We start from the raw sequence: 13,303 nt of genomic DNA, 5'->3' as shown, positions 1-13,303 counted from the left end.
AGAAATATTATTTTAGAAAAAAGGCAATACATCAAAAATTATTATTGTTTAATCCATTGTTCATATATTTAACAATATTTTCAGAAAATATTATCTCCCTTCTTATCCAGAACTTAGAAAGCCCTGAGATGCTCCCCCAAGAACAGGGGGAAGCATGCCATTTTATACAGGAGGGCCGGATGTTCTTAGCTCGGTGCAAGAGCAAGGAGCGGCTGGTCAGCAAAGTTCTTTAGGGGATTCACTGAAGGCCTCCTTCATATCCGGCGTTCAGGCGATGCCGATCGTCAGGGTGAACCAAGCCCTCTCTCATGCGATTAAAAGCACAGAAGGTGATACGCTCAGTCCTGAAGATGCCAATGCTCAATATGGCATTAAGGGCGTTCTAAACTTTGACCAGCCTGTTTCGTCTAAACTTGCCGATACACTCCATCGCGAAAAACAAAATGCTCTGCTGCGCGATATGGCTATGCGTAATGGCCCGAGCGGTGTTGTCAGTAGCACCTTGAACATGGGGGCTGGAGCGCTTCCGTCTCTGCTCGACCCCATTAATGCGGCCTCTATGCTGGTTCCCGGTCTTGGAGAAGAACGCGTCACCGCGGGCCTCGGCATGGCAGCGGCTCGGGCTGAAGGCTGGGGGATGGAACGCGCCGCTGATGGACTACTGGTGCTGAAGCAGCGAACCGGTCCACAGGCGCTGTTCTTGGGGCCTCCAGAGCGGGCCGCTTCGTGCAAGGCGCCAGCCAAGGAGCCGCTGAACCTCTATCTTGACCGTGATGAGCATAATGATTGGACGATGGGCCAAGCCCTGAGCAACATCGCCTTTGGCAGCCTGATGGGCGGGGCGTTGCATAGTCTCGCACGGCCTGAATTACGCGCGACCGATCCATCGGTAGAACCACCTTCTCCACCAGCAGAGTCGGAAGAGCCCCCAGAGCAGCCGCCTCCTAACCCAACAGAAGACCGCCTCCGCACGGTTGGGCCAGATGGGCGCGGCCAAGTCTTGGCAGAAAGCCTCACCTCTCTCAACAATGACCGTCCCAGCAACGCAGACAGCCTTCTCCATCTACACGAACTAGAGACGACACGTCGTGATCTTGATCGCTGGATGGACGCCCATAAGAGCGCTCCACCCCAACAAGGACGCGGGACGTTAGAGAATGACCTTGCCCATCTCCACCAGAAACATGCTGACCTCCTGGACGAACAAGCTTCTTTTGACCCTCAGTCTTCCCCAGAGAAAGCAACGCCTCCTCCATCGGCTTCCCGTCCCAAAGCAGAGCCCTCATCACCATCCCTCTTTACCTTCCTCACCAAACATGGCGGAGTTCGTGATGAAGGTGGCGAGCTGAGAGCAAACGACATTCATAAACAGCGTATCGGCTTAGTCCGTCGCAATGGCGGCCTGTCGTTTGACCGAGCACGAGAACTGTCTGAAGAAGCGGGCTATCTCAAGCCGGGCGCGGACATTAACGACCTTCTGAACGCCATGACAGAAGAAAGTCATGGGCGCAAAAGTTACGCGAACGGTGTCGGGCCTCAAAAAGCTGCTATCGTAGACCCTGCCTATGAAGACCATGCCCGTGCGGCGGCCCATGATGATGTTGAGGTTGCCGCCTATGACCATGATAAGCCTCTTTCTGAGGACGTACATGCTCACGCAGCAGAAGCGACCCTCCAAGGAGCAGACCCCTATGATGCGTTAGAAGACGCATTGAAAGCCTCCTCCCATCATGATTGGGATCAATACCGGGCACAGTTTGATAAAAGCCGCTCTGTCCATCAAGCGCGTATCGCCGCCAAGAAAGACGCCCTGCACGCCCTCACTGAACATCATTTTGGCCGCTATGCACAGCGTTTAGAGTCTGGAGTTCATGCTGAAGACCTCACGATCCTCGCCGATACCGTGCTTAAAAGCCCCGATCCTGAACAGGCGATTGAGCAGGCCCTCAACCATCTTGAAGCCAACCGTGGGCAGGGCTTTGATCCACGCTGGCAAGACACTCTTCATGCCATCTACCAACAGGCCCTTCAGAAACTATCAGACCTGCAAGACGGTGTGGGGACAGACATCCTTCACGCTCTCACCAACCCAGAAAGCCGTGAGATTACGCAAAGCCGCGCGGGCCTTAAAGCTCACAGAGAAGCGGCCCCAACACCAGAAACAGGCGATGCCGTCTCTCCCCTACCAACGACAGGCATTGACCATCTCAATCTTTCAGAAGTCGGTGAGCATCCGGCTCTGATGGGGCATATGCCTGATGGTATTGAAGGCGTTCCCCCTTGGCCTGTTGTCATAGGTGATGGGGAGCACCTTTCAAAGATCACCAAGAATGGAAGAGATATTGGAGGTGGTCACGGTCGTATTCATATCGCAGCACGCCACGGAAAAGAAATAGAACAACGCGGCTTCAGAAGTGTTGACGATTACATCAAACACATTATCAAAAATATGAACCAAATTAGGCAAGATTTGCCTAAAGGTGGGCACGACTCTGGTTCATATTTTTCTATCCAAATGGGAAAAGATAGAGGAGGGAAAGACAAGCAAGATACGGCGATACTCCACCTCATGAAAAAAGATGGATATTACCGTGTCGGAACCGCAAGCGTATTCGATACAAAGTATTTAGAAAAAAGAAAACTGCTATGGGATGGAAGCCGCCACAACCTATCGCGCCCTGCTGAAAAGAGCACCGACCTTCCCCCGTCATCACCTAACAAGTCCAGCAGTGATGACGTGTATACCAGTAGCCGCCACAACAGTTTCAATGATGGTGGTGCACAACACCAGCCAAGTCAAGACAAATCACTCCACGAAGCCCAAGCTTATGGGGCAACATTAGACCAGAAAATTGCCCTTTATGGTGAGAAAGCCATTCCCCCTGAAGCGCTAGACGCGGTGAAGCAGGAGCACGCTTTGTCTGATGGCAATAGCAACGCCCTTCTTTCTGCCACTGCCTGCCTGATACGGACACGACCATGACTAACCATGAACACCCCTGCTATAATGACGCCCAGAAAGCCGCTGGACGGGAGATGTCTAAAGCGGAACTTGATGAGATGTTTGGCCGCATTGATAAAGAGGCTGGGCGCTATATGCGCCAAGGGCTCTCTCCGCAAGAAGCCCTCCAAAAAGCAGGCATGAAGATGGCTGATGATGAACGACTTGCAGGCATCATCAAAGCCAACGCCCAAAAGCGCAATCTCATTGCCCGTGCCGAATTGCAAAAGCGTATTGTAGAAGGTGATGAATATGCCTCATTAGAAGGACTATTAGCCGGTCGTGAAGATGGGAGCCGTGGCGCCGCCCTCTCCATTGCCGCCAATGCTCATGGGCAAGAGCAGCAAGTGCTTGGCCCGCTCATGCATGACCTTAAACAAGCCGAGTTGCTCAAGCCACTTTTAGCGCGTGACGAACAGTTTGACAGCGATGTAGGCCGTGAACTCTGGCGATTAGATACCCCTGAAGAGATCCACGCCACAGGCAACAAGCAGGCTGAAAAAGCCGCCCGCATACTCGCGGACTATCAAGAAACCGTGCGTCTCATGCAAAATAAGCAAGGGGCGTGGATTGGCAAGACCGACCATTATGTCACCCGGCAAAGTCATGACATGTGGAAAATTCGTGGCAATGGAACAGAAGCAGACTACCACGCATGGCGGGATCATATCGCGCCTTTGCTCGATGATCGCACGTTTGACGCAATGGATGCACGGCAATCACGCGAAGAGTTTTTGCATCAAACATGGCTCAGTCTCGCATCAGGCGACCATGATAACGCCAATGGCAAGGACTGGCTCTCTGGCTTTAAAGGGCCGGGGAACATGGCGAAACGTGTCAGTCACAACCGTGTCCTGCTTTTTAAAGATGCGGATCGTTGGCTCTCTTATAACAAAGCCTATGGTCAGGGCCATGTCATTGATAGCGTCATCAAAGGATTGCAAAAAGGCGCACGCAATGCCGCTGTGATGAGCGATCTTGGCACAAATCCAGAAGCCATGTTTAGCAGCCTGATTGACGAGGCTAAAGGAGCGACCCGGGCGCGTGGCGACTTTAAGATGCACGACAAGCTCGACCGCCTTCAAAAGGGCGCCATGATGGATATTGTCACCGGCAAGGCGCGGCTGCCTGCCAATAAAACCATTGAGCAGGTTGGGGCCTACGCCAAAACATGGAACCAGTTTACCAAACTCGGCGGCGTGATGATCTCTTCCCTACCTGACCTTGCCGTGAATGCCTCTGTTCTTCGTCATAATGGTGTGCCGCTTTTAGAAAGCTATTGGAACAGCCTCAAGGCCATTTGCCCTAGCCTTGGCAGCCAAGACGCGGCGGAACGTAAAGAGATCGCCCAGCTTCTCGGTGTGGGTATCCAAGGCCATCTTGGGGCTGTCATGAACCGTTTTGCGACCGATGATGCTCCCCTTGGACGCGCCAGTGACCTCATCAACACCTTCTACCGCCTTAATGGGTTAGAATATTGGACTGATAGCCTTTCTGAGGGCATGGGCACGATGCTGTCCCATAATCTCGGGCGTGATGCTGATCAGGCGTTTTCGGCCCTTCATCCCAACTTACAACGCAGCCTAAGACGCTTTGGGATAGAAGAGCCAGAATGGCACGTTCTCCGCCACGCCACCAAAGAAACAGGCGGGAATGCGTATCTCCTCCCCACGGAGGTCGCCAAGCTCTCCGATGACGCCATCGCCCCTCTGATAAAGCCCGGGCAAAGCGCCGATGACGTGCGACAGAGCCTGACCAATAAGCTTTACACCTATATCACCGACCAAACGCGCGAAGGCATGACCGAGCCAGATGTCCGCACGCAAGCGACCTTCCGGGGGATCAGCAACCGTCTTGATGAAGTCAACCCGATCCTCGGCCAAGCGGCCCGTTTGATGCTGCAATTTAAAAGCTTCCCCCTCACCCATATCCGCCGCGCTTATGCCCGTGAAGTGCAGCGTTTTGGCACAGACTGGCCCGGTATTGTCCATATGATCGCTGGAACCACTCTGCTCGGCTATGTCGCGATGAACACCAAAGCGCTTCTCGCTGGGAAAGAACCCCACGACCCTTCTGATGTGCGCACATGGATGGCGGCTCTTCAACAAGGCGGCGGGGCCGGGATCTATGGAGATTTCCTCTTTGGTCAACAAAGCCGCATGGGCAATAGCTTCCTTGAAACAGCGGCAGGCCCAACGATTTCCGATATGACGAAGCTTGCTGGGGTCGTTACTTCCACGCGTGATGAACTCACCGATAGTCCCGACGCTCCCAAAGCCCGCAGCTATCTGGCCAACCTTGTGCGGGTCGCCAGTGGACAAATACCGGGTGGCAATCTTCCCTTTATTAACATGGCCCTAAAATATGGCGTGATCTATCGCCTCCAAGACATGATCAACCCCGGCTATACGCAGCGCTATGAAAAGCTCATGCAGCGCAATCAGGGCCAAGAATTCTGGCTCTCTCCTTCATGGAGCCCTTACGGGGAACATTAACTGTTCCCATTCCTAAGTAGAACTTAGAAACGCCTGTCATATCCGTTCTGGCAACAACGGAACGGATCTATGCGTGCTTCTTCTCTTTCTTGGCCCGGGTTTTCTTTAGGTCATGTTGCCTCTCTTCTTGTCCGCAAAGAAGAAGGCATCGCCTTATGAATGACCAGTATCTCACCCGTGCTGAAGGCATCGAGATTAAGGCGGATATTAAAGCCGTTGAAGCCGATATGGCCATTGTTAAATCCCACCAAGCCGTCCAACAACAAACGCTGGAACAAATCCTTTCCCAAGTGCAACGCGGGAATTCATGGCGCTCCATGTTTATTGCCGGGGGCATTGCTGGGGCTGAAGCCATCATCGCCGTTCTTCTTAAAATCTTTCATATTGGAGTATGACATGGAGCCGCGCGGTATCCGCAACAACAACCCCGGCAACCTGAACTATGTCGGCCAAGCAGGAGCCCATAACGAGCAAGGCGATCATGGACGTTTTGCTGTCTTTAGCACAGCAGAAGCCGGTCTTATGGCGCTACGGGGGCAGCTCCTACGCTACCATCAGCGTGACGGCTTGGACTCAATTTCTGCCATTATCAGCAAATGGGCACCCCCTGCTGAGAATAACACCCATGAGTATATTGAAGGCGTTGCCCATGCCCTCGGTGTGTCACCTGACACCCCTCTCGGCAATTTCTCCCCCCATCTGATGGCTGGCCTCATGCAGGCGATTATCATGATGGAAAATGGCAAGAACCCTCACGGATCATTGATCTATCAGGTGGCTGGCCTGCCCGCTCAAGAGAACATCACATGATGTCGCGTCTTGCTCGTCTTCGCCATTGGATCCAACAGCCAACAACGCTCATCGGCCTCTCTCTTGTGATTGGCGGGATCGCGGGAGCAGCTACTGGAGCCCTTAGTGGCGATATGGCCACCACCCTTCTGCTGTCATCGCTGCCATCGTTACTGCCGGACAACAGCACAGCACGCGCTACCGCCTCTGCGCTTATTCCGCCAGCCGTGGCCGCTCTTGAAAAACGCGCGGACACGCAGCCACCCCATACGTGACTGAACGCGCCTCCACCTCGTTGGCACCATTTTCGGCGGCGTGGCCGAAGAAGGCACGACCCTACTAGCTGATAAGTTCGACACAAACGCCCTCCTCGCTGGCATTCTGCGCGTCGAAAATGGCCTAGCAGATGTAGAAGGCGGCATAGAAGATGTCATCACGGCGGTAAAAGAGAAAAAGCCTGCAACTGCTCAGGTAAACTCTGCCGCCTGACAAACGGCAATAATGGGAGGGCTTCGGCTCTCCCTACGCCTAGAGAGAATCAGTCAAAAACGGCTGGATCGGAGAAGAACAATGAAAACCTATATCGTCCTCAAGTTAATTAAAGCCAAACCTATGACGCGTGGTGACTATAATACGCTCCGTGGCTGGCAACTTCCCAAAGATGAAGACGGAAGTGATGAAGGTTATCTCGTAGAATATACCGATAGTCCTAGTGCCAACGTGAAAGGCTATCTAGGATATGTGTCATGGTCACCAAAATACGTTTTCGATGAGGCTTACCGCCCCATTGAAACACATGATGGCCACTTAAAATTTGGTAAGATTTAACGCCTTTCTACGGTCAAAACGGGAGATTACCCTTCTATTTTTGTCGGTATTTAGTCAAAAAAAAGGTAACTCCTCCCAAAACCCCTAAAGGGCATCACTCGTAAGGAAATACTAAATGAACCCCTATGTTGCAGGAGGCTTCATCCTCACGGTGCTCGGCTTCCTGACGGCTCTGATCGTCTACAGCAACCGAGCCGGACGCAACAGCGCCCGCGTAAGTTCCGAACGCCAAGACGCCAGCGACGCCACGCAATCAGCAGAAGCCGCTCAACGGATGCTGGATGCCCGAACGAATGGCATACGCTCTAACAATATGCTCATAGGCTCTCTGGATAAGGGGACGTTCTGATGAAGCTCGTTGTTTTATGTGTGGCGCTTCTATCGCTCGTAGGCTGTACTCCAACCCGATACAAACCGCTCTGCCCGCCGCTGGTGCATTACACAACGCAGGAACAGAAGCAGGCAGCGGACGAGTTGCGCACTCATCCCGACCTGCACGAGCTGCCCGTTATGATGCGGGATTATGGGAATGAGCGGAGGGAGATGCGGACTAGCACACGCTAAAGCGGGCATTTCGGGACACTGTGGTTAGTGTACACAGATCCATCTTCACGCCCCTCCCTACAAGCCGCCGAACACCTACGGAAACGACAGAATTCAGTGGGCAAGATTTGGGCAAGTGACCGTGTCAAATCTGTGTCAATTTCTATGATGACTCGTGAACTTTGATGAACAGATATGAACAAAGTAACTTCTGTGTTACTGGCTCAATATCCGCTACAACCCGCCAAAAACTGGGAATCCCGTGGTGGGTACGACAGGGATTGAACCTGTGACCCCTGCCGTGTGAAGGCAGTGCTCTACCGCTGAGCTACGCACCCCGATCGGGATGAGCGCTTTCTATCAGCAACCCCTTATGCTGGCAAGAGGGTTTTTAGCGCTCATTTAAATTTTCCTAAAATCCAAACATATGATCGAGAGAAAAACCTCCGACACTATTTTCCAGCCCATGATAGCCAAATAAACGGCACGTCAAATCACGGATGAGAACGTAGCCTCCCTCTCCCGCTTTTTGCAGTACATTCTCTGAGAAGAGCTGATGAGGACGTACCATGAAAGAGCCTGAAGGATTAATAGTGATCGTTTTTTGGGCTAGCTGCTCACCATTAGCCGCATGAAGATACAATGTTGTTGTAGACGCTTTTCCACCTTCTGCTGAGCTTGGGTAAATGAGGCAGCAAAAGCTCCGTAGGTTTTCCCCCTCAAATTTTTGCCCAAGTTTAAGGAAAAGACGCGTCGTTAGCCCTGGTGGAGGGCCAGAATAGGATTGCGGCTCTGACCGCCACGTCATCAACGTATTGAAAATATGACCACCAAAACTCGTTTCAGCAGCATGATCGCTTTGACGGTCACGATAACGCACTAAAGAATGCAGCCATCCATCAGCTTCCCCACCATCACGAAAATCATACACAAGGTCTGCATGCCCCGGACATGTCATGAGCTCGTGGGCAGCAACAACCGTACGATGATTGCGCGGTAAATTTCCAAAAAAATGGGAGCCTAGTTTATGGCCTTGTTCATCAAACATATCCATACGGACAGGCAACGTCTGCAATGCCTCGGACATTGGATTAGGCTGCACGAACGTCTCATACTCTTTCGGATCCAACACAGGGAATGGCAGAATAATACCACGGCCCAGCGATGGTGACATCTGACGAATGGCTGGGTCTGGGGCAATGTCCGACCGCTCAACATTGAGGTGAGCAATACGTGTTCGACCGCGCTGTACAATCTCATAACGCGGACGCACCACATGCTGCCCAGCACGCATCTCAAATTGTGCCGGCCATGCAACATCTGAGAAAAGTGCACCAACATTAACCGCAACTGTTTCGTAAGGCCCTACCTCTTGTGAGACCGCACGATGGTCATCCTCTCCCATCACATTAAAGGTCACTTCGCCTGAAGGGATCGGTGTTCCGTGGCTATTTTGAAGCCATACGCGGAGCGTTTCATCTTTTTCAGGAGCTGGAAGTGTTGCGTAACGCATCGAAGGCCATGCATTGGCATCATGCGTTACGGACAAGCTTGGATCATCACCATGTGCAAACGTATCAAGTGCATATTTAACAACGTCATGCCCCTTTGCTCCAATAACATGAACAAAGAGCTGACCTGTAAAAGCAGGAAGTTCGAAACGCTGGCGAACCTCTGCACTATCAACCACAACACCTGCATTGTCCTCATCAACGTGCTTTTCCCATTCCGCTAAAATATGCCCCTTTTGGTCATAAAGGCGGAACCAATAGGTCACGCTATGCACCCCGTATTGTGACCAATAGTTTGCGGTAACAAGACGGGTCGAAAAATGGTCATCATCTCGGAAAAAAGAAAAATTGGTCGCAAAATTTAACTTATCGAGATAGGGCCGTGGATAAGGCAGAAATGTTGCCGGCAAACGAGCTATCTCTAGTGTGTAGAGAGGCCGCCCCTTCAAGATCTCCTCTAAACGTGTGACCATTTTAGCATGCTCAAATGACAGCGCTAAAACACCATCAACAGCCACACTCGGTAAGTCTACGATAGCTTGGAACGTTCCACCAAAACCATCATCACACCCGACCTGCTCTGTGTCATGCGTCACCACAAGAGCAGGCTTTAAGCTAGGATAAAGCCCAACGACGGTTGGTAGAAAACCATCGGGATCGTACACCGCGATCTTTTTGTCGGCTAGATCATGCTCTAACGCCCGCATACGGTCCACAACCAATGGGTGCGACAGTGCTTTATACAACACATTACCGCCTTGCGGCCCGAACGTACGGATATTCAGCATAGACCTGCCTTCTCTTTCTCAGAGCTTCATGTAACGTCGTATTTCTTCCGCTGCTAGCGAAGTATCGTCAAGTCTTTCTGCCGTCTCTAAAGGGAGATCAGCCGAGAAAGAATGTACACGTCCCTGTTTTTCCAGCATTTTAATAAAATGAGCAATCCGCTTTGAATGCCCCGATAGTGGCAAAATACCAACAGGAAGAGACGTTGCCACGGCCTCTGATATCATAGACACACTATCCATCGTGACCGCTAACATATCAGAGCACGCCAATACGCCCATATAAGGGTTATTTTGCCCCGTTCCCTCTAAAAAACGCCCTCCAAGAGGCTCTAGCTCCGTTTTCAAGAGCGTCAAAGCTTCTGGTGACGTTCGACGTGATGGAGTAATGACACAGCTTACGTTTCTTTGCCGAATAAAATGACCCAGCTGCTGAGCGATATGAGCGGCCTCCGATACGTCAAAACGAAACCGCCCATTTGAGCCCCCTAACAACACGCCCAGCACAGGCTTTTCATCTGTCCGAATAATCGCCTTCCACTGGGGAAAAGCCTGTTTCAACACATCTTCTGTGACCCCATGCAAGGCCGTGCGTGTGAGGAAAACATTCTTCCCTTCTAATTGGTCATGATGGTGGGCGATCACGACCGCATAAGGCTCCAGAGACGTGCGTGGGTTTTGAACTTGAATGACAGGGAGGCCGTAATGTTTTCCCAAAGCGGCACCAATAATACCACCTCGTCCCCCTAAGCTGATAATGACATCCGTCTTAGGTGAAAGCACGAACGGTTCCACTCGTTTGAGAGGCGATGGCCATAAACGCGCAGGAAGACATTGCCATACGTCACCTTTGCGCATAAAAATCGGCTGCCTCTCCCAACTAAAGCCAACACGCTCGGCAAGGCCTCGACCCTGAGACCACATTCCGGCAAAATCTTCGGCGATAAGTGTTGCATGCATGAGCTGACTCCGTCAGGGGTAACAGCTTCCAATCTCTCGGATTTACCCTTTTCTGACAAGAACAGTCCCTATGACGCCCTCAGCTACCTCCACGTCCACGCCTCTCTCACCCAACACGTTCGATGCGCTTGGCCTTCTTCCCGCTCTCTGTCAAGCTGCTCAACGCGGCGGTCTTGCCCGCCCCACCGAGATCCAAAAGACAGGTATTCCCGCTCTTTTAGAAGGCCGTGATGTACTCCTCCCCAGCCAGACAGGTACAGGGAAAACAGCTGCTTTTGTCCTACCTGCTTTACAAAAACTAGCCGCCCTTAAAGAGCATGAAGGGCACGATACGCCCTCTATCCCTCGCGTCTTAATTCTGGAACCAACCCGCGATCTCGCCATGCAAACCGCAGGTGTCTGTCGCCAATTAGGGCGGCAGCTTCCAATTCGTACGCGTGTGGTCTGTGGTGGCGTCTCGCGTGATCAACAAGAGCGTGCCCTTGCCGACGGAGCTGATATTATCGTAGCCACGCACGGACGTTTGCTCGAAACTGTGGAGCGAGGTGAGCTGATCCTCAGTGAGATTATATATCTCGTGCTCGATGAAGCTGATCGTCTCTTAGATGAAGAGTTTTCAGCCAGCATGACGGCCCTCGTGCCCTATTTAGCAGACCGTCCCCAGACGGTTTTCTGTTCGGCAACATTACCAGAGCCCGTCATGGCTCTTGCCAAAAAAGTCACGCGCAATCCTGTTCGCGTTGAGATTGCAGAAGACAATCTAACGCCGCGCCGTCTGACTCAGCGGGCTATTTTTGTTGAAGAGGATGAAAAAGAAACACTCTTAAAGCAGATCGCCGCCCATCATTTGCCAGAAGGGCGCTGCATCCTGTTTGTCAAAACCAAACAACGCGCTGACGCCATCGCCCGCTTTATGCGCCGCTGCGGAGCAAACGCACACTCTCTTCATGGTGGGCAAACGCCGGGAGAGCGTAAAAAAGCCCTTGCCCGTTTTCAGAACAACACCGGAAACGTGCTTGTCACAACCGATATTGCAGCGCGTGGACTAGACATTGACGATATCCAGATGGTCGTCAATGTGGACCTCCCCCCCAAACCGGATACCTACGTGCACCGCATTGGGCGAACCGCCCGTGCCGGACGCAAAGGACGCGCGCTTTCCTTCATTCCCCTCAATGAACGCACCATCCTACGCGATATCGAACAGCATATTAACCATCGCATCCGTATCGTTACAGCGGAAACATTAGACCGATAAGCAATGATGAATTTCTCAAAACGGGCGATTCTTATACATCGCCCGTTTTGAGAAAGTTTTTGACATAGAAATACACAGAATAATCTATTCTAATTGTAAGAACTCCCGCTCGAATTACATACATAAAAGAAATCCAAAACCCCTTTTCCTCGCTTTTTATCAAGAATCACCTGATCTAAAATCTCAGAAGAAAGTTCGGGTATGTTTTCTAATGAAAATCTTATCTCTGGCAAACTATCCATCGCTACACCACCGTCTCCAATTTTATGGCTTTCTTGAGAAATTTTTGACGCCCTATCAAGATGAGGCCGCAACATATTCATCGCTATATTTTCTGCATATATCCATGGAGATAGAGTTTCACGACTTCTACCGATATTTTTTAAAAAACTATTCCCTGTCTCTATGAAAATAGCACACTCAATATTATCCGATGATATAAGAGATATATTTAATATATATGTTGTTGTATTCCTTAATTCATAATTATAGTATCCATTATTTTTTAGACAATACTTATTGTCTATTTCCTTATGAAGATATTTAATGTATCCTATTCCCACGAATCTACGAAACATCTCAACCCAAGACAGAGAACAAGACGACTCACTCTTCAGAATACTCTTAAATCTATACACTGTATCTTCAGTTATAAGGTAACGAGCGTACATATGAAGGAATCCTTATCTTTAAAAAATGCAAGACTGTAAGAAACTGGACTGTCGTTTCATTAATAGGTCTCGCCACGATAGAAATGAATCTTCCTTTCAATCCTTTCATTGAAAGAATCATAAATCTTATCCCAATGGGGCTTTTCGTGTGGATGAGCCTTTTCTATCACTGGCAATCCACCAGCTACATTGCTCTGTATGAAAAAGTTATTTCCGAAAACTGTTCGGACTTCCTATTTCATTTACGTCCGAAGAAAATTAAAAGAAAATATGGAATGCGGAATTATAAAAGTTTTCTCAAATCTACGTTCTCATCGTATTTCAACATGTTTTTCTGTCTCTTTATTCTATTATCTGCCTTCTTCTGCCCTTTCATTATCTCATTACAACGTCACCTATTATCCAAATATACGCCATAAATGACCGTATATTTCAGTGGATTACCGCATGGTCCCCGGCCAC

At 50.7% G+C, this 13,303-nt stretch carries 13 protein-coding genes and 1 tRNA gene; 10 read left to right on the top strand and 4 right to left on the bottom strand.

All coding sequences use genetic code 11. The features are described 5' to 3' along the window. Positions 1 to 154 precede the first annotated feature (154 nt). The 9 genes from F457_RS0101615 (at position 155) to F457_RS11870 (ending at position 7,677) form a co-directional block, all read left to right on the top strand. On the top strand, positions 155 to 2,983 hold the full coding sequence (locus F457_RS0101615; protein WP_018979384.1) for a hypothetical protein: 2,829 nt from the start codon (positions 155 to 157) through the stop codon (positions 2,981 to 2,983). Beyond that, positions 2,980 to 5,496, top strand: a complete 2,517-nt coding sequence (locus tag F457_RS0101610; RefSeq protein ID WP_018979383.1) for a hypothetical protein — start codon at positions 2,980 to 2,982, stop codon at positions 5,494 to 5,496. Before F457_RS0101615 ends, F457_RS0101610 begins: the two co-directional genes overlap by 4 nt. Before the next feature lie 155 nt (positions 5,497 to 5,651). Then, on the top strand, positions 5,652 to 5,891 hold the full coding sequence (locus F457_RS0101600; RefSeq protein ID WP_018979381.1) for a hypothetical protein: 240 nt from the start codon (positions 5,652 to 5,654) through the stop codon (positions 5,889 to 5,891). 1 nt (position 5,892) lies between these two features. After that, complete coding sequence (locus F457_RS11880) at positions 5,893 to 6,306, top strand: structural protein P5 (RefSeq protein ID WP_018979380.1); 414 nt, start codon at positions 5,893 to 5,895, stop codon at positions 6,304 to 6,306. Further along, complete coding sequence (locus F457_RS0101590) at positions 6,303 to 6,560, top strand: hypothetical protein (protein ID WP_018979379.1); 258 nt, start codon at positions 6,303 to 6,305, stop codon at positions 6,558 to 6,560. Before F457_RS11880 ends, F457_RS0101590 begins: the two co-directional genes overlap by 4 nt. A gap of 40 nt (positions 6,561 to 6,600) precedes the next feature. After that, complete coding sequence (locus tag F457_RS13695; RefSeq protein WP_018979378.1) at positions 6,601 to 6,774, top strand: hypothetical protein; 174 nt, start codon at positions 6,601 to 6,603, stop codon at positions 6,772 to 6,774. Positions 6,775 to 6,855: 81 nt separating this feature from the next. Continuing rightward, a complete protein-coding gene (locus F457_RS11875) occupies positions 6,856 to 7,113 on the top strand; it encodes a hypothetical protein (protein WP_018979377.1) in 258 nt (85 codons plus the stop codon). Positions 7,114 to 7,228: 115 nt separating this feature from the next. Then, positions 7,229 to 7,462 carry a hypothetical protein gene (locus F457_RS0101575; protein ID WP_018979376.1) on the top strand — a complete coding sequence of 78 codons (234 nt, stop codon included), beginning with the start codon at positions 7,229 to 7,231 and terminating at the stop codon, positions 7,460 to 7,462. After that, positions 7,462 to 7,677 carry a hypothetical protein gene (locus F457_RS11870; RefSeq protein WP_018979375.1) on the top strand — a complete coding sequence of 72 codons (216 nt, stop codon included), beginning with the start codon at positions 7,462 to 7,464 and terminating at the stop codon, positions 7,675 to 7,677. The genes F457_RS0101575 and F457_RS11870 overlap by 1 nt, the downstream gene beginning before the upstream one ends. A 242-nt stretch (positions 7,678 to 7,919) precedes the next feature. Here F457_RS11870 and F457_RS0101565 read toward each other — a convergent pair. The 3 genes from F457_RS0101565 to F457_RS0101555 form a co-directional block, all read right to left on the bottom strand. Next, positions 7,920 to 7,994, bottom strand: a tRNA-Val gene (locus F457_RS0101565). Between the two features lie 74 nt (positions 7,995 to 8,068). Further along, positions 8,069 to 9,955, bottom strand: coding sequence for an anti-sigma factor (locus F457_RS0101560; RefSeq protein ID WP_018979374.1), 1,887 nt, complete (start codon positions 9,953 to 9,955; stop codon positions 8,069 to 8,071). An 18-nt stretch (positions 9,956 to 9,973) separates the two neighbouring features. Continuing rightward, complete coding sequence (locus tag F457_RS0101555; RefSeq protein ID WP_018979373.1) at positions 9,974 to 10,912, bottom strand: mitochondrial fission ELM1 family protein; 939 nt, start codon at positions 10,910 to 10,912, stop codon at positions 9,974 to 9,976. 70 nt (positions 10,913 to 10,982) lie between these two features. Between F457_RS0101555 and F457_RS0101550 the strand changes: the two genes are divergently transcribed. Beyond that, positions 10,983 to 12,170: a DEAD/DEAH box helicase gene (locus F457_RS0101550; protein ID WP_018979372.1), complete on the top strand. Its 1,188-nt coding sequence runs from the start codon at positions 10,983 to 10,985 to the stop codon at positions 12,168 to 12,170. A gap of 89 nt (positions 12,171 to 12,259) precedes the next feature. Here F457_RS0101550 and F457_RS11865 read toward each other — a convergent pair whose 3' ends face one another. Further along, complete coding sequence (locus tag F457_RS11865; RefSeq protein WP_018979371.1) at positions 12,260 to 12,841, bottom strand: hypothetical protein; 582 nt, start codon at positions 12,839 to 12,841, stop codon at positions 12,260 to 12,262. Between the last annotated feature and the right edge of the window lie 462 nt (positions 12,842 to 13,303).

The organism is Saccharibacter floricola DSM 15669, from assembly GCF_000378165.1.
Lineage (GTDB): Bacteria > Pseudomonadota > Alphaproteobacteria > Acetobacterales > Acetobacteraceae > Saccharibacter > Saccharibacter floricola.
This window is presented reverse-complemented; position numbering and strand designations above follow the sequence as displayed.